At 72.3% G+C, this 25,139-nt stretch carries 26 protein-coding genes; 13 read left to right on the top strand and 13 right to left on the bottom strand.

The features are described from left to right. Positions 1-65: 65 nt before the first annotated feature. Complete coding sequence (locus ACFSHS_RS10630) at positions 66-698, bottom strand: hypothetical protein (protein WP_376875060.1); 633 nt, start codon at positions 696-698, stop codon at positions 66-68. Positions 699-892: 194 nt separating this feature from the next. On the opposite strand from ACFSHS_RS10630, the gene ACFSHS_RS10625 reads away from it, so the two are divergent. Further along, positions 893-1,438: a DUF1990 family protein gene (locus tag ACFSHS_RS10625; protein ID WP_376875057.1), complete on the top strand. Its 546-nt coding sequence runs from the start codon at positions 893-895 to the stop codon at positions 1,436-1,438. Between the two features lie 14 nt (positions 1,439-1,452). Here ACFSHS_RS10625 and ACFSHS_RS10620 read toward each other — a convergent pair whose 3' ends face one another. From ACFSHS_RS10620 to ACFSHS_RS10605, 4 genes are all read right to left on the bottom strand, one after another. Beyond that, complete coding sequence (locus ACFSHS_RS10620) at positions 1,453-2,274, bottom strand: formate/nitrite transporter family protein (protein ID WP_376875054.1); 822 nt, start codon at positions 2,272-2,274, stop codon at positions 1,453-1,455. 96 nt (positions 2,275-2,370) lie between these two features. Then, positions 2,371-2,976, bottom strand: a complete 606-nt coding sequence (locus tag ACFSHS_RS10615; protein WP_376875051.1) for a hypothetical protein — start codon at positions 2,974-2,976, stop codon at positions 2,371-2,373. A gap of 261 nt (positions 2,977-3,237) precedes the next feature. Continuing rightward, positions 3,238-4,032: an FAD-binding oxidoreductase gene (locus ACFSHS_RS10610; protein ID WP_376875048.1), complete on the bottom strand. Its 795-nt coding sequence runs from the start codon at positions 4,030-4,032 to the stop codon at positions 3,238-3,240. A gap of 4 nt (positions 4,033-4,036) precedes the next feature. Further along, the gene (locus ACFSHS_RS10605) at positions 4,037-4,645 is read right to left on the bottom strand and encodes a sulfite oxidase-like oxidoreductase (protein ID WP_376875045.1); all 609 of its coding nucleotides are present in this window, start codon (positions 4,643-4,645) and stop codon (positions 4,037-4,039) included. A 155-nt stretch (positions 4,646-4,800) separates the two neighbouring features. On the opposite strand from ACFSHS_RS10605, the gene ACFSHS_RS10600 reads away from it, so the two are divergent. The 6 genes from ACFSHS_RS10600 (at position 4,801) to ACFSHS_RS10575 (ending at position 12,171) form a co-directional block, all read left to right on the top strand. Then, positions 4,801-5,502 (top strand): succinate dehydrogenase cytochrome b subunit, encoded by a 702-nt coding sequence (locus ACFSHS_RS10600; RefSeq protein ID WP_376875042.1) that lies wholly within the window; start codon positions 4,801-4,803, stop codon positions 5,500-5,502. A gap of 11 nt (positions 5,503-5,513) precedes the next feature. After that, positions 5,514-7,460, top strand: a complete 1,947-nt coding sequence (locus ACFSHS_RS10595) for a fumarate reductase/succinate dehydrogenase flavoprotein subunit (RefSeq protein ID WP_376875039.1) — start codon at positions 5,514-5,516, stop codon at positions 7,458-7,460. Continuing rightward, positions 7,457-8,278 (top strand): succinate dehydrogenase/fumarate reductase iron-sulfur subunit, encoded by an 822-nt coding sequence (locus ACFSHS_RS10590; protein ID WP_458199630.1) that lies wholly within the window; start codon positions 7,457-7,459, stop codon positions 8,276-8,278. The genes ACFSHS_RS10595 and ACFSHS_RS10590 overlap by 4 nt, the downstream gene beginning before the upstream one ends. A 485-nt stretch (positions 8,279-8,763) precedes the next feature. Next, positions 8,764-8,943, top strand: coding sequence for a hypothetical protein (locus ACFSHS_RS10585; RefSeq protein WP_376875036.1), 180 nt, complete (start codon positions 8,764-8,766; stop codon positions 8,941-8,943). 205 nt (positions 8,944-9,148) lie between these two features. Further along, a complete protein-coding gene (locus tag ACFSHS_RS10580) occupies positions 9,149-11,701 on the top strand; it encodes a putative bifunctional diguanylate cyclase/phosphodiesterase (RefSeq protein WP_376875033.1) in 2,553 nt (850 codons plus the stop codon). Positions 11,702-11,769: 68 nt separating this feature from the next. Continuing rightward, positions 11,770-12,171 (top strand): MmcQ/YjbR family DNA-binding protein, encoded by a 402-nt coding sequence (locus tag ACFSHS_RS10575; RefSeq protein ID WP_376875030.1) that lies wholly within the window; start codon positions 11,770-11,772, stop codon positions 12,169-12,171. Between the two features lies 1 nt (position 12,172). Here ACFSHS_RS10575 and ACFSHS_RS10570 read toward each other — a convergent pair whose 3' ends face one another. The 6 genes from ACFSHS_RS10570 to ACFSHS_RS10545 all read right to left on the bottom strand — a co-directional run bounded on the left by ACFSHS_RS10570 (position 12,173) and on the right by ACFSHS_RS10545 (position 16,817). Next, entirely contained in the window at positions 12,173-13,072 is a 900-nt protein-coding gene (locus ACFSHS_RS10570) for a DUF1028 domain-containing protein (RefSeq protein ID WP_376875028.1), read from the bottom strand. A 46-nt stretch (positions 13,073-13,118) separates the two neighbouring features. After that, complete coding sequence (locus tag ACFSHS_RS10565; RefSeq protein ID WP_376875025.1) at positions 13,119-13,277, bottom strand: hypothetical protein; 159 nt, start codon at positions 13,275-13,277, stop codon at positions 13,119-13,121. 81 nt (positions 13,278-13,358) lie between these two features. Further along, entirely contained in the window at positions 13,359-14,348 is a 990-nt protein-coding gene (locus tag ACFSHS_RS10560) for an LLM class flavin-dependent oxidoreductase (protein WP_376875022.1), read from the bottom strand. 93 nt (positions 14,349-14,441) lie between these two features. After that, positions 14,442-15,059 (bottom strand): LURP-one-related family protein, encoded by a 618-nt coding sequence (locus ACFSHS_RS10555; protein WP_376875189.1) that lies wholly within the window; start codon positions 15,057-15,059, stop codon positions 14,442-14,444. Between the two features lie 101 nt (positions 15,060-15,160). Then, positions 15,161-15,508: a PspC domain-containing protein gene (locus tag ACFSHS_RS10550; RefSeq protein WP_376875019.1), complete on the bottom strand. Its 348-nt coding sequence runs from the start codon at positions 15,506-15,508 to the stop codon at positions 15,161-15,163. Between the two features lie 121 nt (positions 15,509-15,629). Beyond that, positions 15,630-16,817: a flagellin N-terminal helical domain-containing protein gene (locus ACFSHS_RS10545; protein WP_376875016.1), complete on the bottom strand. Its 1,188-nt coding sequence runs from the start codon at positions 16,815-16,817 to the stop codon at positions 15,630-15,632. 543 nt (positions 16,818-17,360) lie between these two features. Between ACFSHS_RS10545 and ACFSHS_RS10540 the strand changes: the two genes are divergently transcribed. The 4 genes from ACFSHS_RS10540 (at position 17,361) to ACFSHS_RS10525 (ending at position 21,217) form a co-directional block, all read left to right on the top strand. Beyond that, the gene (locus ACFSHS_RS10540) at positions 17,361-17,504 is read left to right on the top strand and encodes a hypothetical protein (RefSeq protein ID WP_376875013.1); all 144 of its coding nucleotides are present in this window, start codon (positions 17,361-17,363) and stop codon (positions 17,502-17,504) included. 221 nt (positions 17,505-17,725) lie between these two features. Further along, on the top strand, positions 17,726-18,556 hold the full coding sequence (locus ACFSHS_RS10535) for a hypothetical protein (protein WP_376875010.1): 831 nt from the start codon (positions 17,726-17,728) through the stop codon (positions 18,554-18,556). A 15-nt stretch (positions 18,557-18,571) separates the two neighbouring features. Continuing rightward, entirely contained in the window at positions 18,572-20,362 is a 1,791-nt protein-coding gene (locus ACFSHS_RS10530; protein WP_376875007.1) for a fumarate reductase/succinate dehydrogenase flavoprotein subunit, read from the top strand. A gap of 102 nt (positions 20,363-20,464) precedes the next feature. Then, a complete protein-coding gene (locus ACFSHS_RS10525; RefSeq protein WP_376875004.1) occupies positions 20,465-21,217 on the top strand; it encodes a succinate dehydrogenase/fumarate reductase iron-sulfur subunit in 753 nt (250 codons plus the stop codon). Positions 21,218-21,298: 81 nt separating this feature from the next. On the opposite strand, the gene ACFSHS_RS10520 is transcribed toward ACFSHS_RS10525, so the two are convergent. Beyond that, positions 21,299-21,523 (bottom strand): hypothetical protein, encoded by a 225-nt coding sequence (locus ACFSHS_RS10520; protein ID WP_376875001.1) that lies wholly within the window; start codon positions 21,521-21,523, stop codon positions 21,299-21,301. A 245-nt stretch (positions 21,524-21,768) separates the two neighbouring features. Between ACFSHS_RS10520 and ACFSHS_RS10515 the strand changes: the two genes are divergently transcribed. Then, positions 21,769-22,911 (top strand): hypothetical protein, encoded by a 1,143-nt coding sequence (locus ACFSHS_RS10515; protein ID WP_376874998.1) that lies wholly within the window; start codon positions 21,769-21,771, stop codon positions 22,909-22,911. Between the two features lie 4 nt (positions 22,912-22,915). Here ACFSHS_RS10515 and ACFSHS_RS10510 read toward each other — a convergent pair whose 3' ends face one another. Next, a complete protein-coding gene (locus tag ACFSHS_RS10510; RefSeq protein ID WP_376874995.1) occupies positions 22,916-23,494 on the bottom strand; it encodes a gamma carbonic anhydrase family protein in 579 nt (192 codons plus the stop codon). A 453-nt stretch (positions 23,495-23,947) separates the two neighbouring features. Here ACFSHS_RS10510 and ACFSHS_RS10505 point away from each other — a divergent pair, with 453 nt between their 5' ends. Next, the gene (locus ACFSHS_RS10505) at positions 23,948-25,108 is read left to right on the top strand and encodes a CapA family protein (RefSeq protein ID WP_376874992.1); all 1,161 of its coding nucleotides are present in this window, start codon (positions 23,948-23,950) and stop codon (positions 25,106-25,108) included. Positions 25,109-25,139: the final 31 nt, after the last annotated feature.

The following is a 25,139-nucleotide window of genomic DNA, read 5'->3' as shown; positions in this document are numbered from 1 at the left end:
CCGTTCGATGCACTGTTCCTCCTCGCCCTGGCCTGCGCGGCCGCCCTGGTCGCCCTCGTGGTGATCTACGTGGGCATGACCGGAGGCGGTCCCGGCGCCCTCGGCCGGCAGGCCGCGATCGGTACTACCGGGGCGACCGCGGCCGGCGGAGCGGCGCCCTTCTCGGGGGATGTCGCCGGCCCGATCGGCGTGCCGGCGCTGGCCAACGACGACCGACCCATTCTTCCCGGCGGGCGGTCGACGGCCGGTCCGGTCGGTGACGCATCGGCCGGCTCGGGGAGCGGGATCAGCGGCGCCCGGCAGCCGACCCGGGCCGACACATCGTCCACGGCGGCCGCACCCGGCGGGCCGGCAGGGGCGGCGCCGGCTCTCGCCGCGTTCCCCGCGCCGGGGGCTCCCACGACGGGGGACCGGGCGAGCACGCCGCCATCGGCCGGGCGGACCACGTCGGAGGCCCCGCCGACGACCGAGGCACCGCCACCCAGGACCGAGGCACCACCACCGACCACCGAGGCACCACCACCGACCACCGAGGCACCACCACCGACCACCGAGGCACCACCACCGACCACCGAGGCACCACCACCGACCACCGAGGCACCACCACCCACGACCGAGGCACCACCACCCACGACCGAGGCACCGCCGCCGATCACCGAGGCACCGCCGCCGATCACCGAGGCACCGCCGCCGATCACCGAGGCACCGCCGCTGCCCTGACCACGCGGGGCGGTCCCCTGGCCGGTGATCCGACGCCGTCGGCCGGTGTTCCGTGGCCGGGCGTGCCACGGCCGGAGCGCCGCAGGTCCTGGGTCACCGGTGGAGTGAGCGCCGTGTCTCGCGCCCCGCAGACTGGGTGCATGCCCTACCTGCTGCGTGCCGGGCGGTCGTGATGGGCTTGCTGCGTGCGACCGACCCCGCCCGGCTCCTCGACGCGCCGTTGACCTACGCCTCGGTGGGTGCGGCACGGACGGGCGACGTGCCCGAGGGATTCCACGGATCCCACCGCCGGGCCGTCGTCGGATCCGGCCGGGACGACTTCGAGCGGGCGGCTGCCGCCGTCTTCGGCTGGCGAGCGCAGCGCGGCGTGGGCCTGCGGGTGCGGGCCACCGGCCCGGCCGGCCGGCCCGGAACGGTCGTCGTCCTGACCGCGGGTCTGCCCCGGTTCGGCTACGACATCCCCTGCCGCGTGGTGTGGGCCGAGACCGGGGGCGACGAGCGCGGATTCGCCTACGGCACCCTGCCCGGGCATCCCGAGAGCGGGGAGGAGTGCTTCCTCGTCCGGCTGACCCCGGCGGGCGAGGTCGTCTACGAGATCCGCGTTTTCTTCCGGCTGGCGTCACCGCTGGCCCGGCTGGGCGGACCGGTCAGCCTGCTGCTCCAGCGGCTGGCCACCGATCGGTACGTTGCCGCGATCCGGCGCGCAGCACGCGGTTGACCGTCCCGGCGGCGTCAGCGACCGGCGTCGGCCTCGGCCCGCTCGCGCTGGATGAGCTGCTTGCTCCGGAGCAGCCGCAGGACGGTGACCACCAGCAGTCCGCCGGCCATGTTGAGCAGCGCGGTGTACCAGAACCAGGCCAGCCAGTCGCCGTAGCCGAGCGGGCCACCGGCGTGGATCCCGGCGAAGATGACCAGCGAGTCGAGGATCGAGTGGAACATCTGCAACCCGGCGAGCAGGAACGCACCCGCGACCGCGGCCACGACCTTGGCCGGATCCGAGGTGGTGCCGTGCTGCATGCGGGTCATCAGGGTCAGCGAACTGCCGGCCAGCAGTGCGAGACAGACCGCCTGCCGGTCGAGGGGCGCGTCGGCGAAGTGGGTCGCCGACTCCACGGCCGTCGCCCGCAGCCGTGGGAACGCCGTCACCACCAGCCACATGAACAGCCAGCCCCCCACGAGGTTGGCGACCAGGGTGCCGCCCCACAGCTTGCCGAGCTGGCCGACCCCGGCCCGGCCGGCGACGACGGCGGTGACCGGCACGAGGAAGCCCTCCGTGAAGAGCTCGCTGCGCGCCAGCAGGAGGGCGATGAAGCCGATGCTGAATGCGATCCCGGCCAGCAGGTGGTTCTGCGTCTCGTGGTACACCGCGAACATCGCCAGCACGCCGGTCCCGACCTCCAGGCCTCCGGCGAAGCCCGTGGAGAGGACCTCACGCCACGAGCGGTGCAGGCGCTGCGCCCCCTCGCTGACGATCGTCTCGAACGCCTCGGTGAGCTCGTCCTCGACGGGGGCGTCGCGCTCACCGAGCTCCGTGCGCTTCTGGTCCAGGTCCACGGCGTCTCCTCGAGTGCGGTGACGCCGAGGCCGCAACCGGCGACGCGTCCTGGCTGCGCTACCCCCACCCACCGGGCGGCCACACCTGGCCCGCGGTCAGCGCCCCGGGGGCGGCGGCGGTCGGTACCCCGCCGGAGGCGGAGGCGGTGGGCGGTAGGCAGCGGGCGGCGGGGGCCCGGTGCCGGGGGGCGGCAGGGGGCCGGCGCCCGAGGGGAGTCCGTAGCCGGGCGCACCCACGGCGGCGGGCACGTCGTCGATGAAGGGGATCTTGGTGCTGTACTGCTGGTACAGCTTGACTGCGTCCTCCATCGCCAGGTGCCCGTACCGGATAAGCGTGGCCAGCCCCTCGAGCTCGGCGTTGGCCGCCTCGGCGGTGCTGATCCTGGCGACGTCGTCATGCGCCTTGCCGATGTTGGTGAGGATCGCGGCCGACACCGACACGAGCAGGGCGAGCAGGCACAGCACCCGCCACACGTAGGACTCGCTGACCAGTCCGAGGGCACCCTGGACGCCCTCCGCGAACGTCTCGCCGCCGATCGCGGGGCCGGCGGTGAAGAGCGCGGCCAGCGAGCTGAGCACGATCGTGGCGGTGGTCCGCCGGCGGGTGCGCGGGCGCTGGTGGCGCAGGAAGGCCTGGATCGACGCGCGCCGCGCGTCGATGCGCCACAGGAGGTCCCGGCGGAGGTCGTCGCCATCGGCCATGAGCCGTCTCCCCCTCGCGTTCCCGCTGTGTCGAGCCTAGCGACGACGGTGCCCGGCCAGTGGTCGCGCGAGCGCCCGACCTGAGCCCACGTCGGGTCCTCGGGGCTCCCGGGCGACGAGCAGGTCCGGTCAAGGACGCCGTGGCTCCCGGTCCCCCGCTCCCCCGTCGTCCCGCCGCAACTCCACGACGCCGTCCCACCGGTGGAGCACGGCCTCCCGGCTCCGGTCGCTGGGCGATGACGTCGAAGCGCCCGGGCGTGGTCAGGGGCCGGAGCGGCGGGCCGTCGGGGTCGGCCGTGGCGGGCCGTTCCGGCGGATCAGCCGCTGGGCCCGAACCGCTCCACCCGGATGCCCGCCGGGGGGGACGCCCATGCCCACCAGGAGCTGGCCGGCCGCCTCGGCGAACGCCGCCGATCCGCACACGTACGCCGTCTGGCCCGGCTCCCACAGCGGCACGAGATCCGCGGCGGTGAGCCGCCCGGGGGGGCGGATGCCGTGCGGCTCCCGCGTGAGGACCAGCAGCGCGCCGGCCGCGACCAGCTCGTCGGCGTAGGGCAGCCGGTCCAGCGTCCGGGCGGACACCGCGATGCGCAGCAGGCCCGTCCGGCCGAGCGCCCGCGCGTGCCGGAGCATCCCGATGAACGGGACGACGCCGAACCCCCCGGCGACCAGCAGCGCGGGCGTCTCGCCGTCCCAGACGAACCAGCCGCCGATCGGCCCACGGACCTCGAGCTCGTCGCCGGGTTCGACGACGTCGGCCAGGTGGGTGGAGACCTCCCCGTCGTCCAGCCGCTCCACGAACAGCTCGACCAGCGGGTCGCCGGGCGCCGAGGCGATCGAGTAGGACCGCTGGGCGGTGTAGCCGTCCTCGGCGGTCAGCCGGACGACGTAGTGCTGGCCGGGCAGGTGGTCGATCCGGTCGTGCACGTCCAGCCGCAGCTCGACCGAGCGCCGGATCGGGCGGCGCACGCGGGCGACGGTCGCCGTCCGCCAGCCCCCGGTGGGCGCGCCGACGACGCCCGGACCGAGCACGGCCGCGTCCGGTCCCCCACCCACGCCCTCAATCACCCTGGTACCGCTGCTGCCGCCACGGGTCCCCGAGGTCGTGGTAGCCGTTCTGCTCCCAGAAGCCCGGCTGGTCACGGGTCAGCAGCGTCAGCCGGCTGATCCACTTGGCGCTCTTCCAGAAGTAGAGGTGCGGCACCAGCAGCCGGACCGGGCCGCCGTGCTCGATGGGGAGGGGCTTCCCGCCGAACTCCCAGACCACCCACGCCTTCCCGCCGGTGACGTGCTCGAGCGGCAGGTTGGTCGTGTAGCCGGTCTTCGAGGTCGCCATGACGAAGTGCGCCTCGGCAGTGGGCCGGACGACATCGAGGAGCGTGTCGACGCTGACCCCGGCGAAGTAGGTGTCAAACTTCGACCAGGTGGTGACGCAGTGGATGTCGCCGCGGTACTCCGAGCGGGGCAGCGCGTGGGCCTCGTCCCAGGTCCAGGTCGTCGGCGACTCCACCCTCCCGTCGACGGTGATGCTCCACGTCTCGGGGGCGATCCGCGGTGTCGGCTCGGCCGTGAGCACCGGCCAGTCGCTGCCGACGTCGTACTGGCCGGGCGGCAGCCGCGGATCCCGCTGGCGTCGACGGCCGAGGAAGCCTCGGGTGGGTCCGGGCACGTGGCGTCCTCCCGTCGGGGCCCGCGGCTCGCCGACCTCCGCCGGGGCAACAGCAGACCCTAACCGCCCGAGCAGGGGTGAGGGCACCCTTACGAGAGCTGAGTCACCCCGCGTTTACCTGGCCGCAACCACGCCAGGGACCTAGCTTTGTCCCCGTGGTGACGGTGACGGATCAGGTCCAGCGCAGGACCCCCAAGGAAGCGAAGACCAGCTCGGTCTTCAAGAAGATCGTCATGGCGGTCAGCGGCATCATCTTGGTGCTGTACCTGATCGCGCACATGATCGGGAACCTCAAGGCCTTCTCGGGCCGGGACGAGTTCAACCACTACTCCGAGTGGCTGCGCACCATCGGCAACCCGGCCCTGCCGGGCGCGACCGCGCTGTGGATCATCCGGATCGTCCTGCTGGTCGCCGTGGCCGCCCACATCTGGGCCGCGGTGTCGCTGTGGCGCCAGGCGAAGCGGGCCCGCCCCCAGGGCTACGTCAAGAAGAAGTCCGTGGCCCAGAGCTACGCCTCCCGGACGATGCGCTGGGGCGGCGTGATCATCGCCGCCTTCGTCATCTGGCACCTCCTCGACCTCACCTGGGGCACGGTGAACAGCGCGGGTGACGCCTCGCCGTACGACCGCCTGGTCGCGAGCTTCTCCAACCCGGTGTCCACCGCCTTCTACGCGATCGCGGTGATCCTGGTGGGCATGCACCTGCGGCACGGCATCTGGAGCGCCACGCAGACGCTGGGGCAGAGCAACCGGCGTCGCGAGGTGACGGTGAACTATGCCGCGACCGCGATCGCCACGGTCCTGACGCTCGGGTTCCTGCTCGTGCCCTTTTCCGTCCTCTTCGGTCTGATCGACTAAGGATCCCAGGCATGCCTCTCGACCTGTTCACCGTCGGCGAACCGATCGCCGACACCAAGGCCCCCATGGACGTGCCGATCGGCGAGCGCTGGAGCACCCGACGGTTCCGCGGCCGTCTCGTCAACCCGGCCAACCGCCGCAAGATGACGATCATCGTCGTCGGCACCGGACTGGCCGGCGGTTCGGCCGCTGCCACGCTCGGCGAGGCCGGCTACAAGGTCAAGTCCTTCTGGTACCAGGACAGCCCCCGTCGCGCGCACAGCGTCGCCGCGCAGGGCGGCATCAACGCCGCCAAGAACTACCGCAACGACGGCGACAGCGTGCACCGCCTCTTCTACGACACGGTGAAGGGCGGCGACTTCCGCTCCCGCGAGAGCAACGTCCACCGCCTCGCCGAGGTCAGCGTCAACATCATCGACCAGTGCGTCGCCCAGGGCGTGCCCTTCGCTCGCGAGTACGGCGGCCTGCTGGACAACCGCTCCTTCGGCGGCACCCAGGTCTCGCGCACGTTCTACGCGCGGGGCCAGACGGGCCAGCAGCTGCTGTACGGCGCCTACCAGGCCCTGGAGCGGCAGGTCGCGGCCGGCAACGTCGAGGAGCACGCGCGGACCGAGATGCTCGACCTGATCGTGGTCGACGGCCGGGCCCGCGGCATCGTCGCCCGCGACCTGGTCACCGGCGAGATCAGCACGCACTTCGCCGACGCGGTGGTGCTGGCCACCGGTGGCTACGGGAACGTCTTCTACCTCTCGACCAACGCCAAGGGTTCCAACGCCACGGCGATCTGGCGGGCGCACAAGCGCGGCGCCTACTTCGGCAACCCCTGCTACACGCAGATCCACCCGACCTGCATCCCGGTCAAGGGCGACTACCAGTCCAAACTCACGCTGATGAGCGAGTCGCTGCGCAACGACGGCCGCGTGTGGGTGCCCAAGGAGCGCGGCGACACCCGCGACCCCCGGGACATCCCCGAGGACGAGCGCGACTACTACCTCGAGCGGATCTACCCCTCGTTCGGCAACCTGGTCCCCCGCGACATCGCCTCGCGGCAGGCCAAGAACGTCTGCGACGAGGGCCGTGGCGTCGGCCCCGGCGGTCTCGGTGTGTACCTCGACTTCGCCGAGGCGATCCAGCGGCTGGGCCGCCCGGCGGTCGAGGCCAAGTACGGCAACCTCTTCGACATGTACGCCCAGATCACCGGCGAGAACCCGTACGAGGTCCCGATGCGGATCTACCCGGCGGTCCACTACACGATGGGTGGCCTCTGGGTCGACTACGACCTGCAGTCGACCATCCCGGGCATGTTCGTGATCGGTGAGGCCAACTTCTCCGACCACGGCGCCAACCGGCTGGGCGCCAGCGCGCTCATGCAGGGGCTGGCCGACGGCTACTTCGTGCTGCCGGCCACGATCACCGAGTACCTCGCCGACGGCCCCTTCCCCACGGTCGACGACTCGCACCCGGCGACCGTCGAGGCGCTGCAGGGCGTCCAGGCGCAGGTGCAGAAGCTGCTCACCATCAACGGCACCCGCAGCCCGGCGTCCTTCCACCGGGAGCTGGGCCGGCTGATGTGGGACCTCTGCGGCATGGAGCGCTCCGAGGAGAGCCTGCGCAAGGCCCTGGACCGCATCCCCGAGATCCGTCAGGAGTTCTGGACCAACCTGCGGGTCACCGGCGACGAGGGGTCGTTCAACCAGACCCTGGAGCACGCCGGCCGGGTCGCCGACTTCATCGAGCTCGCCGAGCTCATGTGCATCGACGCCCTGCACCGGAACGAGAGCTGCGGCGGCCACTTCCGCGCCGAGAGCCAGACCCCCGACGGCGAGGCCCTGCGCGACGACGAGAACTTCGCCTACGTCGCCGCCTGGGAGTGGACGCCGGAGGGCCAGCCCCCGGTCCTGCACAAGGAAGACCTCGAGTACGAGTACGTCCATCTCGCCCAGCGGAGCTACAAGTGACAGCAACACGTGAGGTCGACCGGCACACGAGCGTCGGAACGACCCCGTCGGACAAGCGCGGCATGAGCCTGACCCTGCGCATCTGGCGGCAGAACGGCCCGGCGGCCAAGGGCAAGATGGTCACCTACAAGGTCACCGACATCTCGCCGGACATGTCCTTCCTCGAGATGCTCGACGTGCTCAACGAGCAGCTGATCGTGCAGGGCGAGGACCCGGTCGCCTTCGACCACGACTGCCGCGAGGGCATCTGCGGTATGTGCGGCGTCATGATCAACGGCGAGGCGCACGGTCCCCAGCAGACCACCACCTGCCAGCTGCACATGCGCTCGTTCAAGGACGGCGACCGGATCGACATCGAGCCGTGGCGGGCCAGCGCGTTCCCGGTGATCAAGGACCTCGCCGTCGACCGGCGGGCCCTGGACCGGATCATCCAGGCCGGCGGCTACATCTCCGTCCCGACCGGGACCGCGCCGGAGGCGCACTCCACGCCGGTGCCGAAGAAGGACTCCGACGCCGCGTTCGACGCCGCCACCTGCATCGGTTGCGGCGCCTGCGTGGCGGCCTGCCCGAACGCCTCCTCGATGCTGTTCACCGCCGCGAAGGTGACCCACCTCGGGCTCCTGCCGCAGGGTCAGCCCGAGCGCAACGACCGGGTGGTCAACATGGTCGCCCAGCAGGACCGCGAGGGCTTCGGCGGCTGCACGAACATCGGCGAGTGCTCGCACGCCTGCCCGAAGGGCATCTCGATGGAGACCATCTCCCGGCTCAACCACGACCTGCTCGGCGCGCTCCGGGCCGGGGCGCGGCCCAAGAGCTGACAGAGGAGCGTCCCCGGCTCCCTCACCCCCCCGCGGAAGACCCCTTTCCCCCACCGCTCGCGAGCTCGCGGCGGTGCCCGGACGGGGCCGAGCCTCTGGCCGGGGGCCTACCGCCGAACGGGCGGGGATCCCACTCCGGGGTCCCCGCCCGTTCCGCACGACGGGACGGTCCCCGTCGCTGTCAGATGCAGGACCGGCGGGGTTGCCGGTGTCCACGTACAGCGGGACGTCGTCGTGCGGTGCCGCCGGTCGACTGCGCCGCCACTCCAGCTGGGGGCCAGGCAGGGATCGGTCGTGACCGCCGAGCCGCCGTTGACCCCGACGGTGGCGAACGCCGGCCCGGTCGGCAGTGACCGCCGCACTGCGGATACGACACGTCGACCGCGACCAGCCGACCGACCGAGGGTTCGGCCTGCGCCGGACCGATCGCCCAGTCGATGGGGAACCGACGCCGGCCTGGCGCAGCCGGGCGCCCTTGAGTGGGGGTGGCGTGGGCCGCGGCCATCGCCGACGAGACCGTCTGGGACGGTGGCAACTGGCCCGGGATCCCCGTGCCGGGGAGCGGCTGGAGCGGCCGGGTCCAGGGCTCGGCCGACTGGTCCGGCGACAGCTGGTCGGGAGCCGGCTGGCGCAGCGCCGACCTCGCCGGCGCGGGGTGGTGGTGACCTCGGTGGCCGACGGACCTCGCCTCCCGGGTCCGGTGCCCCGCGCTCGCCCGGCAATCAGCTGGGCCCACCACCACGGCGGAACGGCGAAACCCGAGGGCTGCCGGTACTGCCCCCTCCGGGGGAGGCCACTGCGGTCCGGCTGCATCGCCGGGTCGACCCGGCCGAGACCGGACGCAGGAAGTCTTCGCAGGGGAGGTGAGGGATGTCGGCCGACAGCACCGAGGATCAGGTGCCCGAAGACGCCGGGCGGGTCAGGCAGCGCCTGACGGTGCTCGGCCTCACCGCGGTCCTCCTCGGGCTCGCCGGCGCGCTGAGCCCCTACCTCTCCCGCGGCGATGCCTTCCTCCCCGGGCCCACGCTGCCGTGGTGGGCCCTGGCCATCGCGTTCGCCGCCACCGAGGTCAACGTCCTCCACATCCAGCACCAGCGCGAGGCGCGCACCATCTCGCTGAGCGAGCTGCCCCTGGTCCTGGGGCTCTTCTTCGCCTCCCCGGTGTCACTGGTGCTGGGGCGGCTGGTGGGCTCGGTCGCGGTGCTCGTCCTGTACCGGCGGTCCCCCGCGCTGAAGACGACGTTCAACCTGGGCCTGTTCGCGGCCGAGACCGCGGTCGCCGTCGCCGTCTTCTCCGCGATCACGACGTGGACCGATGGCCACGTGCTCGGCACCTGGCTCGGCGCCTACGCGGCCGCTCTGACCACCGGCTCCATGGGCGCCCTCGCGATCAGTCTGGTGATCGCCGCGCACGAGGGCGGCCTCCGCCTGATGTCGCTGCTGCGCGGGACGATCACGGGGCTGGCCGTGGCGCCGATGGTGGTCACGCTCGCCCTCGTCGCCGTCACCAGCCTCGGGGCCTCGCCGCAGAGCACGTGGCTGCTCGTCGCCTTCGGCATCTTGTTGCTGCTGGCCTACCGCGCCTACGCGTCCCTGGCCCACCGGCACCTCAACCTCGAGCGTCTCTACCGGTTCAGCCAGGCGGTCAGCAGCGCCCCGGAGGTCGACGAGGTCCTGCGGCGGGTGCTGAGCGAGGCCAAGGAACTGCTGCGCTCCGAGCGCGCCTCGATCGGCTTCGTCGTCGGCGACGGCGGACTGGTCGGCCGTGTCCGGCTCGGGGTCACCGACCGCCTGTCCCGGGCGGAGGAACCACCCGGCCCCGAGGACCGGTGGCTGCTCCAGCAGGTGGTCGGCGAGCGCGCTCCGCTCCTCCTGCCGCGGAACACCCGCGACCCTGCTTCCCGCCGGCTGCTGGACAAGCACGCCATGCGGGAGGCGGTGGCCGTACCGCTGCGGGGAACCGCGGGCGTTCTCGGCGTCCTCGTCGTCGCTGACCGGATGGGGGACATCCGCACCTACGACGAGAACGACGTGCTGCTCCTCGAGACGGTGGCCAACCACGCCAGCGTGGCCCTGCAGAACGGCGAGCTCATCGGCCGGCTGCGGCACGAGGCCCTGCACGACGCGCTGACCGGGCTGCCGAACCGGGTGCAGCTGCAGCGCCGGCTCGGCGAGGCCATCGACGACATCTTCCTGCGCCGGTCCGAGGGCGCGGCCGTCATGCTGCTGGACCTGGACCAGTTCAAGGAGATCAACGACACGCTCGGTCACCAGGAGGGCGACCTCCTCCTGATCGAGATCGGTGCCCGCCTCACCACCGCGGTCGGGAACGCCGGCGTCGTCGCCCGCCTCGGTGGCGACGAGTTCGCCATCCTCGTGCCCGGGACCGGCGACGAGGACAGGGTGCGGCACGTCGGGCGTCGCCTGCTGCGCGCGCTGGAGCAGCCGGTCGCCCTCGACGGCCTGGAGGTGGAGGTGCGTGCCTCCATCGGCGTGGCCCTCGCCCCCGCCCATGCGCAGGATCCGGCGGGCCTGCTCAAGCGTGCCGACCTGGCGATGCACGACGCGAAGGTCTCGGCGAAGGGCCTGCGCATCTACGAGCCGGAGCTGGAGACCAGCCCGCGCCGGGTCACCCTCGTCGCGGAACTGCGCGCCGCGCTGAACAACGGCGAGATCGCGGTGCACGTGCAGCCCAAGGCGGGACTGGCCGACGGAACGGTGACCGGCGCCGAGGCGCTCGTCCGCTGGGAGCACCCGGAGCTGGGCCGCGTCTCCCCCGACGAGTTCATCCCCGTCGCCGAGCGCAGCGGCCTGATCGGCCCGCTGACCACGCGCGTGCTCGATCTGTCGCTGGCCGCGGTCGCCGGGTGGCGTTCGGCCGGACACGATCTGGGCATCGCCGTCAACCTCTCCACCCGGAGCCTGCACGACGCCGATCTCGTCGACGAGGTGGCCCGGCTCCTGCGCCGCCACGACGTCCCGGCGGACCGGCTGACCCTCGAGGTCACCGAGGGTTCGGTCATGGCCGACCCGGCACGGGCCGTGGCGCTGCTGCACCAGCTGCGCGACCTCGGGGTGCGGCTCTCGGTCGACGACTTCGGGACCGGTTACTCGTCGCTGTCCTACCTCAAGCGACTGCCGGTGCAGGAGGTCAAGATCGACCGGAGCTTCGTCACGGGGCTCACGGAGGACGGCGAGGACGTCGCCATCGTCCGTACGATCGTCGACCTCGGCCGGCACCTGGGCCTGCAGGTGGTCGCCGAAGGCGTCGAGGAGCGGTCGACGTGGGAACTCCTCGCCTCGATGGGGTGCGACCTGGCCCAGGGCTGGTACCTCGGCCGGCCGATGCCGATCGGCGAGCTCGTCCCGTGGCTGCGGACCCGCGAGCGGGCCGAGGGCCGAGGCGGCCTGCGGGTCGTGTGAGCCCCGCCGCCCGCACCCCTGGACCGCGGACCGGGCGGGTGCCACGCTCCTCCGGCGGAGGAGGTGTGATGGCCACCTGGGCCGACGTGGCGCGGATCTGCCTGGCGCTGCCCGGGACCACCGAGGTGAGCTCCCGCGGTGGGCGGCAGTGGCGGGTGCGCGACAAGGGCTTCGTCTGGGAACGGCCGCTGCGGAAGAAGGACCTGGCCGAGCTGGGACCCCGCGCACCCACCGGTACGCCGCTGGCCGCGTACGTCCCCGACGAGGGGGCCAAGGCCGCGCTGATCGCCGAGGAACCGGACGTCTACTTCACGACGTCGCACTTCGACGGCCATCCGTCGGTGCTGTGCCGGCTGGAGGCCCTGGACGTCGAGTCGCTGACCGAACTCGCCGGTGAGGCGTGGGCCTGCCGGGCACCTCGGCGGTTGGTCGCGGAGCACCGGCTGGTCGAGGAGCGGGGCCCGCGCTGAGTCACGAGTGCTCGGGCACGATCCGCTCGACGATCTCGGCCGGCATGAGCCCGGCCCGGCCGAACCGGCGGGCGGCCTCGAGGAACTGGGGCGCGCAGGAGGCGAGCTGCTCCAGCATCTTCCTGGCCGCGTCCTCGCGGCCGGCGAGGGCCGCGACGACCGCCCGCCACAGCAGCTGGTCGGGCTCGGTGTGCGCGTCCATGGGCCGCAGCAGTTCCAGCTCTCGGTCGGCGGTCACCGGGTCACCGTCGATGGCCTGCTGGAAGGCCCGCACGACGTCCTGGTAGCGGGCGCGGGTGACCAGCAGGTCGGCCAGCGCGGTCACCGGGTCCGGGGAGTCGTCGACCCGCAGGTCCACCGCCATGTCGTGCCAGGGACGGCCGGTGGTGGACGGGCTGATGACCATGATCGCGGCCGACCGCCGGCCGCGGAAGTCGCCGCCGGCGTCCTCGGCGGCCTGCAGGGCGTTCAGCAGCCGCTGGGCCAGCGGGCCGCCGGAGTGCTCGAACCGCTCGACCATGGCGATCCAGACCGCCGCGGAGGCCGCCATGTTGGCCAGCGCCACGCAGTCGTGGCCGATCAGGTGGCCGGCGGCCTCGACGCACTGCGACCCGGTGTAGGCCGCGAGGTCGCCGGTGACCCCCAGGACGGCGACCTGACGACGCTCGGGCTGCGGGTCGACGCTGCTGAGCGCGGTCAGCACCTCCTGGGCGGTGAACCCGCCCTGCAGGAGGTCCAGGCCGATCGACCCGTACATCGGCTCGGCCATCGACTGGGTGGCGATGACGCCGTGGCCCGGGAGGGCGAACGGGACGCTGTTGCCGACGGCGAAGGCCTGCGACTGGGTCGCGACGCCCATTTCGCCGGTCGCGGCATCACGGGCGACGATCGAGTAGGTCACGAGGCAGGCCTACCCCGCCCTCCCCCCGGGGGCAAACCCCGGCGCGTCAGTCGTCCTCGTCCTCGTCGTCCTCCTCGACGTCGTTGCCGCTGTCCTCCTCGACGGTGTCGTCGTTACCGCCGCCACAGGCGGTCAGGGTCGCCCCACCCCCGGAGAACAGGGCGGTGATGGTGACCAGCGTCGCGATGGAACGTCGGATGCGCATGCGCCGACCGTAGGCGCGCCGGCCGGGAGCCGCCTTCCGGAGCAGCGCCCTCCACGCGACCACCGTCCCTGGTCGCGACAACTAGGCGCTGATCGACTCCATGGCCTCGGCCAGCAGGGTCACCGAGCGCAGCCGGGCCTCGGGGGTGGGCCCCTGGTGGGCGACGATGAGCTCGTCGGCGTCGGCGGTCTTGAGGAACCCGTCGAGGTACTCCCCCGCCTCGGCGCGGGTGCCGACGGCGGTGTGCGTCAGCATCGACCTCACGTGGGCACCGGCGCCCTGGGCGAGCAGCTGGTCGGCCTGCTCGTCGCTGAGCTGCTGTCCCCGACCGAACAGCCCGATCGCGAGGTTGCGCCGGACGGCCGCCAGGTTCCGCTGCGCCTCGTCGGTGGTGTCGGCGGCGACCACGTTCACCCCGGCGATGACGTAGGGCTCGGCCAGCTGCTCCGAGGGCCGGAACTCGCGCCGGTAGGCGGCGACGGCCGGCTCGAGCATCTGCGGCGCGAAGTGCGAGGCGAACGCGTACGGCAGGCCCAGCGCGGCGGCCAGGGTCGCGCCGAACATCGACGAGCCGAGGATGTAGAGCGGCACGTTCGAGCCCTTGCCGGGGATCGCGTCGACGCCGGGCACCCGGGTCTGCCCGGTCAGGTAGCCCTGCAGCTCCAGGACGTCCTGGGGGAAACGGTCGGCGGAGTTCGGGTCGCGGCGCAGGGCGTACATCGTGTTCTGGTCCGACCCGGGCGCGCGACCCAGACCGAGGTCGATCCGCCCCGGGTACATCGCCTCGAGGGTGCCGAACTGCTCGGCGACGGTCAGCGGCGAGTGGTTGGGCAGCATGACGCCGCCGGCGCCGAGCCGGATCGTCCGCGTCTGCGCACCGACGTGCGCGATGAGCACGCTGGTGGCGGACGAGGCGATCGACGGCATGTTGTGGTGCTCGGCGTACCAGACCCTCCGGTAGCCGTGCTCCTCCGCGCGCTGGGCGAGGGCGACGCTGGCGGCGATGCTGCTGGCCGCGGTCTCGCCGCGGGCGATGGGAGCCAGGTCGAGGACGGACAGCGGGATGCGCATGGAGAAGAGCCCTTCACGTCGGTTGCCCGGTGCAACACCCGTCTCCCCGGACGGCTTCCCGCGGTTCCTCCCGGCGCCGGTTGGCACCCCGGCTCAGCGGCTCTGCAGGGCGTCCAGTGCCACGGCCATGGACGCCGCGACGCGGAAGTCGAGGCGGGGGTCGGGAACGGTCACCTCGTAGCGGTCGCGGATGGCCTTCTGCCGTTCGCTGATCAGGACCGTGGCGCCGGTGGCGGTGTCGACGAAGTCGAAGTGGAAGACGAACGGGACCCAGATGTCACCGACCACGGGGAGGAAGTCCCAGACCCGGCGCAGGATGGCGATGACCGGGCGGCGCTCGCGGCCGACGGCCTCGATCCCCGGCGCGGACAGGTTCCAGGTGGAGCGCAGCAGGCTCGCGCCGAACTGCTTGCTGAAGTAGCCCAGCGGGTTCCCGTACTCGTCGAAGACGTCGTGTTCCGCCCCGACGTCGAGCCGCTGCCGTGCCTTGAAGGAGAACACCCGGCGGTTCTTCGACTCGTCGGCGAAGAACACGACCTCTTCCTTGAGCTTCATGCGCTTCTGCTCGGCCAGGGCCAGCAGGTGGCCCTCGCTGCCGTCGGGGTTGGCGGCGAGGACCTCGTACCGGTTCACCATCACCGTGATGCGCTGCTTGACGAAGAACTTCGGCACCACCATGGGAGCCGACGGGGGCTGCTGGCCTGAGGGCATGGTCACGGGAGCTCCTGGTTCGATCGGCGTCGGCGGGGGCCCATCCTGGCCCATGGGCGCCGGGGGCAGGGGCGTCGAGCCCCCGGCACCGCGCCCGGCGGTCAGCCCTGCGGGGGTGTGGCGCGGGATCCGTTGATCGCCGCGTGCAGGCGACCGACCAGCTGCTCGAGCGGGCTCGGTGCCCGGTCGGGGTGGGCCGGGGCGGGCGGCATGAGCACCCACAGCAGCAGGTAGAGGACGACACCCGCGCCACCGGCGAGGGTGAGGCCGACGAAGCCGACCCGCCAGAGGACGGCGTCGATGCCGCTGTACTCGGCGAGGCCGCCGGAGACGCCGCCGAGCATGCTGTCGGTGCTGCTGCGGCGAAGCTGCGGGCGGTCGATCGGCGGGGGCGGCTGCTGCCACGTCGGCTGGTCGGTGGGCGGGGTGGGCGGGACTGCGTTCGTCATGGCCGGAAGCCTGCCGGGAGACGAGTGCCCGCGACCATCGGGGAACCCCCGGATCCGACCCCGGTTCCCGACTCGGGGTGTCCATACCCGCGCCGGGGTCCGTCGCGGATCGGGACTGCCGTCAGGAAAGCAGCGCGAGAACGGTCTGCGGGCGGCGGTTGGCCTGGGCCAGCATCGCGGTCCCGGCCTCGGACAGGATCTGACCACGGGTGAACCGGGTCATCTCCCAGGCCAGGTCGGCGTCGCTGATCCGCGAGACCGACGCCGTGGTGTTCTCCAGGGTCACGGCCAGGCTGCTGCTGATGTGCTCGAAGCGGTTCTCCATCGCGCCCAGGTACGCCCGGAGCGACGAGACGCTCTGGACCGCGTCATCGATCAGGGAGATGGCCCGGCTGGCGCCGGACCGCCCGGCATAGGTGGGGGTCAGCGTGACGGCATCCGCGGCCGTCGATCCCACGCCGGGCGTCGCACCCGTGAACGTGAGTCCCGTGGCGGCTCCGGTGAAGGGGGTGTGCGAGGTCCCGAAGAAGGGCAGCGCGGCGAGGTTCAGCCTGGTGATGTAGTCGGTCGCCGTCACCGCGCCCGTGTAGTCGACGCTGCCCAGGTCGAAGGTCTTGCCGTCGTAGGTGATCGAACCGGTGAGGCCGGCGAAGCTGGCCTCGTACACACCGGAGGTCGTGAAGTCACCTCCCAGCACGACCCGGCCCGCGGTGGGGACACCCTCCGCGTCGGAGATCGCTGCGATGACGGTCGACGTCGAACTCGCCGCCTCGGTGACGTCCACCGACTCCAGGCCCAGACCGGCGGCGTCGATGCCCAGGCCGGTCGAGCCGATGACGACGGTCACCGCCTCCCCTGCATTCGCTCCCACCTGGAACGTGCCCCGGTAGGTGCCGTCCAGGAGCGGCCTGCCGTTGAAGGTGGTGGTGGTGCCGATGCGGTCCAGCTCGTTCTTGAGCTGGGCGATCTCCTTCTGGATCGCGTCTTCCGCCGAATCGGTCAGGCCACCGTCGTTGGCAGCCTGCACCGACAGGTCCCGCATCCGCTGTAGGACGGAGGTGGCCGCGTCCAGGGCGCCCTCCGCCGTCCGGACGACGCTGATGCCGTCCTGTGTGTTGCGGATAGCCTGACCCATACCGGTGACCTGGGCATGCAGGTTCCGCGAGATGGCCAAGCCGGCGGCGTCGTCGGCGGCCCGGTTGATGCGGTGACCGGAGGAGAGCCGCTCGATCGACCTGCTCATGGAGTCGGTCGCCCGGGTGACGGCGCGATGCGCGACGAGGGCCGACACGTTGGTGACGACGCTCATCCCCATTCGGACCTCCGTGGTGTCAGGACGCATCGGCGCACTTGTCGCATCCTCGCGGCAGGGCCTCCCGGACCATAACGGCGACCGAGGGTGGGCATTGAGCCGAAATGGTCGACCGCCGACGGGCAACGTGGAATCGGCGCCCCGGCGGGCCACTGGACACGCGGGCGTCGCTCGCGTCCGGAGCCGGGCGGCGGCCGGTGCGAGCGACTGAACGGCGCGGTGGCCACGACGGCGGCGCACGGGAGCAGGGTGGTGACCCCTGGGCGGGTCCTGCGTGCTCCCGCCGCGACGGGCGTGATCTCGGCGCAGACGCTGCGCACCGACCGCGACTGCTGCAGACCGCGCTCACCGTCGCGGCGCTACCCGCTCCTCAATCGCCGGTCATGGGATTGCGCTCCAGGAACTCAGCCATCGCGACGGCGACGGGCGCGGGGCTCTGGATCGGAACGTGACTTCCTCGTCCAGGAGCTCGCACGCGCCTTCGGCCTGGGTGGTCGTGGCCGGCGAGCCGCATCCGCGTCCGAGCGTGCCCGGGCCGGCGTGACCCGCGCCGTCCGCCAGGCGATCGCGCGGATCGGTGAGCACCATCCCAGGCTTGCCGAGCATCTGGGCCGCACGATCCGTACCGGTACGTACTGCGTCTACCTTCCCGACGCCCGCGTGACCGACGGCTGGCGGTTCTGACCGTGCCACTGCCCGGCCGATCCGCGCGCCGCGTGGCCGGCGCGGAGGAATCGCCGTCAAGCCCCTTTCCCCTACGGGGCGTCCATGGTCGACTGCGCTCCACGCCCTGCGGGTGGAGTTCCCAGCGAGGAGGCAGCGATGTCGTTCGTGCATGACGGGGGGCCGGGTCACCGGGCCGACGACGGCGAGGACGGCAGCGAGGCGCACAACCGGACGGAGCGATGACCGCCACCGCACCACGTGGGACGGGGGCGGTCACCCCAGGACGAGGCGATGGCGGGCCCCCGCCGCGGCGGGCGTGGATCGCAGCGCGGACGCTGCGCACCGACCGCTGGTGGCTGCAGCCCCTGCTGACCGCCGTCGCGCTCGTGCTGTTCATCATCTACGCGACGTTCCGGGCGTTCCAGAACGCCTACTACTTCTCCGAGCCCTACATCTCGCCGTTCTACTCGCCCTGCATCACCACGGCGTGCGAGGGCGACACCTTCCCGGAGCTGTTCACGGGACCGACCTGGATCTCCCCCGCCCTGTACATCCTGGTCTTCCCGCTGGGCATCCGGCTGACCTGCTACTACTACCGGAAGGCCTACTACCGGTCGTTCTGGCTGTCGCCGCCGGCGTGCGCGGTCGCCGAGCCGCACCGCCGGTACACCGGTGAGACGCGGCTGCCGCTGCTCGGCCAGAACATCCACCGGTACGCGCTCTACGCCGCGCTGGTCATCAACGTCATCCTCTTCTACGACGCCGTCCTGGCCTTCCGCGACGAGACCGGCGAGTGGGGTCACATGGGCCTCGGCACGCTGATCCTGCTCGTCAACGCGGTGCTGCTCTTCCTGTACTCGCTGTCGTGCCACTCCTGCCGGCACATCGTCGGCGGCCGGATCAACAACTTCTCGAAGCATCCGCTGCGCTACAAGGCCTGGGGCCTGGTGTCCCGGCTGAACGGCCGGCACATGCAGTTCGCGTGGGCCTCGCTGTTCACCGTCGCCTTCGCCGACTTCTACGTCTTCCTCCTCGCCACCGGCACGATCTCGGATTTCCGGTTCTTCTGACATGGAGTTCTTCTGATGGAGCTCGAACGGCACGAGTACGACGTCGTCGTCGTCGGGGCGGGAGGTGCGGGCCTGCGGGCCGCGATCGAGGCCCACGAGTCCGGCGCCCGCACCGCCGTGGTGTGCAAGTCGCTGCTGGGCAAGGCGCACACGGTCATGGCGGAGGGCGGCATCGCCGCCGCGATGGCCAACCTCTATCCCGAGGACAACTGGCGGGTGCACTTCCGCGACACCATGCGCGGCGGGAAGATGCTCAACCACTGGCGCATGGCGCAGCTGCACGCGCAGGAGGCGCCCGACCGGGTCCGCGAGCTCGAGGACTGGGGCGCGCTGTTCGACCGCACCCCCGACGGCCTGATCAGCCAGCGCGACTTCGGCGGTCACCGGTACGCCCGCCTGGCCCACGTCGGCGACCGGACCGGCCTGGAGCTGATCCGCACCCTGCAGCAGCGCACCGTCGCCCTCGGCATCGACGTCTACATGGAGTGCACGGTCACCCGGCTGCTCACCGACGATCAGGGGATCACCGGGGCGTTCGGCTACTGGCGGGAGTCCGGGCGGTTCATCGCCTGGCGGGCGCCCTCGGTGGTGCTGGCCACCGGCGGGATCGGCAAGTCGTACAAGGTGACCTCCAACTCGTGGGAGTACACCGGCGACGGGCACTCCCTGGCGCTCCAGGCCGGCGCGACGCTCGTCAACATGGAGTTCGTCCAGTTCCACCCCACGGGGATGGTCTGGCCGCCGTCGGTGCGCGGGATCCTGGTGACCGAGAGCGTGCGCGGCGACGGCGGCGTCCTGCGGAACTCGGCGGGCAACCGCTTCATGTTCGACTACATCCCCGACTTCTTCCGCAAGGAGACGGCGGAGACCGAGGACGAGGCCGACCGCTGGTACGAGGACAAGAAGAACAACCGGCGCCCGCCCGAGCTGCTGCCGCGCGACGAGGTGGCCCGCGCGATCAACAGCGAGGTGAAGGCCGGCCGGGGGTCGCCGCACGGCGGGGTCTTCCTCGACATCGCCTCCCGCCGCCCCGCCGAGTACATCCGCAAGCGGCTGCCCTCGATGTACCACCAGTTCAAGGAGCTGGCCGAGGTCGACATCACCGCCGAAGCCATGGAGGTCGGCCCCACCTGCCACTACGTGATGGGCGGGGTGGAGGTCGATCCCGACACCGAGGCCGCCCGCGTGCCGGGACTGTTCGCGGCCGGTGAGGTCGCCGGCGGGATGCACGGATCCAACCGGCTCGGCGGGAACTCGCTGTCGGACCTGCTGGTGTTCGGCCGGCGTGCCGGAGCCGCGGCCGCGGAGCACGCCCGTGGGCACGCGGACCGGATCGAGCTGCCGGACGAGGCGCTGGCCGACGCGGCGCGGGCCGCACTGGCGCCGTTCGATCGGGAGGGCGGCGAGAACCCGTACACCGTGCAGCACGACCTGCAGCAGACGATGCACGACCTGGTCGGCATCATCCGCACCGCGGCGGAGATGGAGCAGGCGCTCGACCGCATCGCCGCCCTCAAGAAGCGGGTCGCGAACCTGTCGGTCGAAGGGCACCGGCAGTACAACCCCGGCTGGCACCTGGCGCTGGACCTCCCGCACATGCTGCTGGTCAGCGAGTGCATCGCGCGGGCGGCGCTCGAACGGCAGGAGAGCCGCGGCGGGCACACCCGGGACGACTTCCCGGCGACCGATGCGGAGTGGGCGAGGACCAACCTCGTCTGCTCGCGGGCACCGGACGGATCGGTCGAGCTCACCCGCCAGCCGCTGCCGCAGATGCCGTCCGAGCTCGCGGAGATCTTCGAGTCGTGAACGAGCTCGCGAGTTCACGGATGTGCGCAGCGCCCACGCGGACGACGACCGGCGGCGAGGAGGAAGCGTGAGCGAGCTCGCGGGTTTCGGGAGGGACGAGGCATGACCTACGACGCGACGTTCCGGGTCTGGCGCGGGGACGCAGCCGGCGGGGACCTGCAGACCTTCACCGTGGAGGTGAACGAGGGCGAGGTGGTCCTCGACGTCATCCACCGGCTGCAGGCGACCCAGGCCGGCGATCTCGCCGTCCGCTGGAATTGCAAGGCCGGCAAGTGCGGGTCCTGCAGCGCCGAGATCAACGGGCGGCCGCGGCTGATGTGCATGACGCGCATGAGCACCTTCGGCGAGGCCGAGACCGTGACCGTCACGCCGCTGCGCACGTTCCCCGTCGTCCGCGACCTGGTCACCGACGTGTCCTTCAACTACGACAAGGCCGCGCAGATCCCGGCGTTCACGCCCCGGCCGCGGGAGGCCGACGGCAGCCACCGGATGCAGCAGATCGACGTCGAGCGCCCGCAGGAGTTCCGCAAGTGCATCGAGTGCTGGCTCTGCCAGGACACCTGCCATGTCATCCGTGACCACGAGGAGAACAAGGCCGTCTTCGCCGGTCCCCGGTTCCTCATCCGGCTGGCCGAGCTGGACATGCACCCGCTGGACGTCGTCGACCGGCGGGACGCCGCGCAGGACACCTTCGGCCTGGGCTACTGCAACATCACCAAGTGCTGCAGCGAGGTGTGCCCCGAAGGCATCCACCTCACCGACAACGGCATCATCCCGCTCAAGGAGCGGGTCGTGGACCGCAAGTACGACCCGCTCACCTTCCTGGGGTCGGTGATCCGGCGACGCAGGAAGTAGAAGGACCTCCCCGCCCCCCTCCGCTCGCAGGCTGGCGGGGGGGCCCTGCAGGGAAGCCGCAGCGGGAGCCGACCCGGGCCGTCAGCCGTCCCCCTGCTCGGCCGCGGCTCGCCGCTCGGCGCCGGTCTCTCCCGCGTAGCCGACGTCCTGACCGGCCACCCGGCCGACGAACGTGTCCGACTCCCCGGTGCCCGTGGTGGCTGCCCCGTCGGGCTGGTCGCTCGGGCCGCCGCCGGTCGCGCGGGACAGCGCCGCGGCGTCGTCGCGATCGACGTCCTCCTCGCCCGGCCGGGGATCGCGGTCCATGGTCGTCCTCCATCTCGCGCCGCCGCGGCGACGTCGCGCTCGAGCTGACGGGTCGCTGCGGCCATGGGTGCCCGCGACCGGCAGCCGGTCAAACGCCGCCGTCCGCGGGCTCGCCCGCACGTCCCCGGTGGGACACGCCGGGCCGGGCCCGGCCGGTCCACGAAACCCTTGCGAGCCCAGGACGGGGTCCCGATAGTTCCGATGTCACCGTTCGGCTGCTGCACCCGGTGGTGACGAGCCTGTCGATGTCCGCCGGGACGGAAGGCCTCGTGACGAACAACGAGAAGCCGAGGACCATCCGGCGGATCTGGGTTCCGCAGGTCGCCGTCGACGTCGAGGCCCTGCGGATCCGGCTGGACGTGGCCGAGGCCCGTGGCCTGGACCCGCCGGGCAGGGCGGTGGCGGGCGGCGTCCGCGGGCACCTGGAGAAGGCCAGAGCCGCCGCCTTCCGCCTGGACCCGCTCCCGAGGCGCCTGGCGAACTGGTGGCGGGGCACCCTCGTCGAGACGGCGTACCGGCACATGCACGCGGCCGAGGCGCACATCGTGGACCTCTACGACGAGCAGGACCTCCAGGCGGAGATCCCGCTGGCCGTGGCGCGCGCGCAGACGGCGCTCCATCGCGAGGACCTGCGGCAGTGGACGGTCGAGGGGCTGAGAGCGCTGCCACCGGCACAGCTGCGCCCGCAACTGCGCCGCATCCTGACCGACAGCTTCTCCGCCCTCGACGCCAAGCACGGCCAGCTCCGCAACTTCCGCAACATCCTGCTGCTCGCGGCGCTGCTGATCTCGGTGCTGGTGATCGCCACCCTGGCCGCCGTGTCGACCTGGCCCCATGTGATGCCGCTCTGCTTCCCCAACGAGATCGTGGTCGGCACCGATCCCCTCGTGAAGGAGCAGGACGGGCTGAACTGCCCCACCCGGTCGGACACCGAGTCCCCCAGTCGTGGTGACGTCCTCGTCGTCGCGCTGCTCGGCCTGCTCGGCGGGGCACTCGCCGCGTCGGTCTCCATCCGCAACCTGAAGGGCACGATGTCGCCGTACGACGTGCCGGTGGCGCTCGCCCTGCTCAAGGTCCCGCTGGGCGCGTTCACGGCGGTGCTGGCCCTGGTCGCCATCCGGGCCGACTTCGTGCCGGGCCTGTCGTCCCTCGATTCGCAGGAGCAGATCCTCGCGTACGCCCTCGTCTTCGGCTTCGCGCAGCAGCTCTTCACCCGGCTGCTCGACCAGCGGGCCCAGACCCTGCTCGAGCACCTGCCCAGCAAGGACGCGGCGGACGAGCCACCTCGCCCACCCCCGCCGCCGACCCCGGCCGTCCCCACGCCGGAGCCCGCGGAGACGCCCGCCGACCAGGAGAGGACGAGCCGGCCACGCTGGCGGCGCCGATGACGGCTCAGGGCATGCCGTCGTCGAAGAAGGGACCGGCCGGGGGCAGCGGACGGCGGATCACCGGGCGGACCTTCCGCGCGGCGGGCAGCCGGACGGTGTAGCTCTCGGCATTGCCGCGGATGTGCGCGAGGTCGTCGTCCGTCGCCTGCCGGACCACCCTGGCCGGCACCCCCGCGACCACCGACCGCGGCGGCACGGTCGTGTTCGGGACGACGACGGCGCCGGCCGCCACGATCGACCCGGCTCCGATGTGCGCGCCGTTCATGACGACGCTGCCCATCCCGACCAGGACGTCGTCGTCGATCCGCGCGCCGTGCAGGACGACCCGGTGCCCGACGGTGACGCCGCGGCCGATCGTCAACGGGAAGCCCGGATCGGAGTGGAGGGAACAGCCGTCCTGCACGTTGGAGTCGGGGCCGATGACGATGACCTCCTCGTCGGCCCGGGTGACGGCCCCGTACCAGATGCTCGACCGGGACCCCAGCGTCACGGCTCCGACCACCACCGCCGTGGGGGCGACGAAGGCGTCCTCGTCGATCTTCGGCGCACCGAACTGCAGCTCGGCGATGTAGTTGTCGGCCATCCCGCGCCCTCCCCGTCGTCCGGTCGGGAGTCTCGCGGATCGGCCGGTGTTCGTGGAGGGGATCCGTCGCGCCGGAGTCGACCTCGGCGTCGGGCCCGTGCCCGTCGGACGGCCATCCGGCCGGAGCTCCCCCGCGCGTTCGCGAGCTCCCACACCATCCTGGGCGGAGGTTCTAGCAGGGCATCGTCGTGTACGCCAGCAGCTCGCGCACCCGCCAGCACGGGGCTCGACGACCTTCCGCAGGGAAGGCTGCGCCCGCGCTCCGGACTCATCGGGGAGGCGCCGCCGAGCACGGCCGCGCGCCACCGCCTCGCCGTCCGGGTGGGTGGCAGAGCGGAACGCGGTGAGGCCCCGGCTGCGGCCGGTGCTCGCCACGCGGTGACGACATGCGCCACTCGCTCACGACGCGGCAGCGGCGGGGCCTAGCAGCCCGGCTGCCCGACCATTCCGGTCATGCGCCGTACAGGAACCGCGGCGACGTCCGCGGACCGGCACGGCGGGATGTCGTACGGCACGCGATGGTCGTCGCTGCGTCTGATCCGATTCCTGCTGACCGTGATGGTCACCTTCGTGGCCGCCGCGTGTTCGGACGCCCCGGTGGACCAGGCCGCGGCAGAGCCGGCGCCGTCCAGCGCCCCCTCGCCGCCACCCGACACGAGCGTGAGGATCAGCGCCGTCGGCGACGTCATCATGGGATCGACGCCGGAGCTGCCTCCCGACGACGGTCGCCACCTGTTCGACGGCGTTGCCGGGCAGCTCGCCGGGGACGTCGTGCTGGGCAACCTGGACCAGGCGCTCACCGACGTCACGGACTCGCCCAAGTGCGGCGGGAACAGCAGTGGCTGCTACGCGTTCCGGACGCCGCCGTCGTACGCGCACTCGCTGCGGGCGGCCGGCTTCACGGTGATCAATCTGGCGAACAACCATTCCCACGACTTCGGTGACCTGGGCCTCCGCGACACCCAGGCGGCACTGACGTCGGCTGGGCTGCAGCACACGGGCATGCCCGGCCAGGTGACGACGCAGGAGGTCGGATCGCTGCGGGTAGCCATCCTCGGCTTCGCGCCGTACCGATGGGCGCAGAGTCTGCTGGACATCGCCGCCGCCGAGCAGCTGGTCGGCCAGGCCGCCCAGCGGGCGGACGTCGTCGTGGTGACGATTCACGCCGGCGCGGAAGGATCGGACCGGGGCCACGTCCGCCCCGGGTCCGAGATCTTCCTCGGTGAGGACCGTGGTGACCCCATGGCCTTCTCGCGTGCGGTGATCGACGCGGGTGCGGACGTGGTGCTGGGTGCCGGTCCGCACGTACTCCGGGGGATGGAGTGGTACCGCGGCCGGCTGATCGCCTACAGCATGGGCAACTTCACCGGGTACCGGACGCTCTCGAACGACGGCCCCAACGGCATCGGGGCGATCGTCACGCTGGAGCTGGCACCGGATGGGAGCTGGCGCGCCGGCCGGCTGGTCGGCACGCACATGGTCGACCCGGGACTGCCGCAGATCGATCCCGACCAGCGCGCCCTGGACCTGGTGCGTGAGCTGTCCCGCGCCGACTTCGGCGACTGCGGGGTCACCATCTCCCCCGCCGGAGACCTGGGCGCGCCGACCTGCTGACGGCCGTGGGGTGACCGTCCCGGGAGGTTGC

The sequence above is a fragment of the Blastococcus deserti genome (genome assembly GCF_042682525.1).
Classification (GTDB): Bacteria; Actinomycetota; Actinomycetes; order Mycobacteriales; family Geodermatophilaceae; genus Blastococcus_B; species Blastococcus_B deserti.
Note: the sequence above shows the minus strand (reverse complement) of the source record. Positions and strands in the feature narration are given on the sequence as shown.

What these genes read in the sequence shown, in the direction of transcription:
- ACFSHS_RS10625 (WP_376875057.1), top strand. Translation starts at nt 893, where the DNA reads ATGGGCTTGCTGCGTGCGACCGACCCCGCCCGGCTCCTCGACGCGCCG.
- ACFSHS_RS10615 (WP_376875051.1), bottom strand. Translation starts at nt 2,976, where the DNA reads ATGGCCGATGGCGACGACCTCCGCCGGGACCTCCTGTGGCGCATCGAC.
- ACFSHS_RS10595 (WP_376875039.1), top strand. Translation starts at nt 5,514, where the DNA reads ATGCCTCTCGACCTGTTCACCGTCGGCGAACCGATCGCCGACACCAAG.
- ACFSHS_RS10580 (WP_376875033.1), top strand. Translation starts at nt 9,149, where the DNA reads ATGTCGGCCGACAGCACCGAGGATCAGGTGCCCGAAGACGCCGGGCGG.
- ACFSHS_RS10575 (WP_376875030.1), top strand. Translation starts at nt 11,770, where the DNA reads ATGGCCACCTGGGCCGACGTGGCGCGGATCTGCCTGGCGCTGCCCGGG.
- ACFSHS_RS10565 (WP_376875025.1), bottom strand. Translation starts at nt 13,277, where the DNA reads ATGCGCATCCGACGTTCCATCGCGACGCTGGTCACCATCACCGCCCTG.
- ACFSHS_RS10560 (WP_376875022.1), bottom strand. Translation starts at nt 14,348, where the DNA reads ATGCGCATCCCGCTGTCCGTCCTCGACCTGGCTCCCATCGCCCGCGGC.
- ACFSHS_RS10555 (WP_376875189.1), bottom strand. Translation starts at nt 15,059, where the DNA reads ATGCCCTCAGGCCAGCAGCCCCCGTCGGCTCCCATGGTGGTGCCGAAG.
- ACFSHS_RS10550 (WP_376875019.1), bottom strand. Translation starts at nt 15,508, where the DNA reads ATGACGAACGCAGTCCCGCCCACCCCGCCCACCGACCAGCCGACGTGG.
- ACFSHS_RS10545 (WP_376875016.1), bottom strand. Translation starts at nt 16,817, where the DNA reads ATGAGCGTCGTCACCAACGTGTCGGCCCTCGTCGCGCATCGCGCCGTC.
- ACFSHS_RS10535 (WP_376875010.1), top strand. Translation starts at nt 17,726, where the DNA reads ATGACCGCCACCGCACCACGTGGGACGGGGGCGGTCACCCCAGGACGA.
- ACFSHS_RS10530 (WP_376875007.1), top strand. Translation starts at nt 18,572, where the DNA reads ATGGAGCTCGAACGGCACGAGTACGACGTCGTCGTCGTCGGGGCGGGA.
- ACFSHS_RS10525 (WP_376875004.1), top strand. Translation starts at nt 20,465, where the DNA reads ATGACCTACGACGCGACGTTCCGGGTCTGGCGCGGGGACGCAGCCGGC.
- ACFSHS_RS10520 (WP_376875001.1), bottom strand. Translation starts at nt 21,523, where the DNA reads ATGGACCGCGATCCCCGGCCGGGCGAGGAGGACGTCGATCGCGACGAC.
- ACFSHS_RS10515 (WP_376874998.1), top strand. Translation starts at nt 21,769, where the DNA reads ATGTCCGCCGGGACGGAAGGCCTCGTGACGAACAACGAGAAGCCGAGG.
- ACFSHS_RS10510 (WP_376874995.1), bottom strand. Translation starts at nt 23,494, where the DNA reads ATGGCCGACAACTACATCGCCGAGCTGCAGTTCGGTGCGCCGAAGATC.
- ACFSHS_RS10505 (WP_376874992.1), top strand. Translation starts at nt 23,948, where the DNA reads ATGCGCCGTACAGGAACCGCGGCGACGTCCGCGGACCGGCACGGCGGG.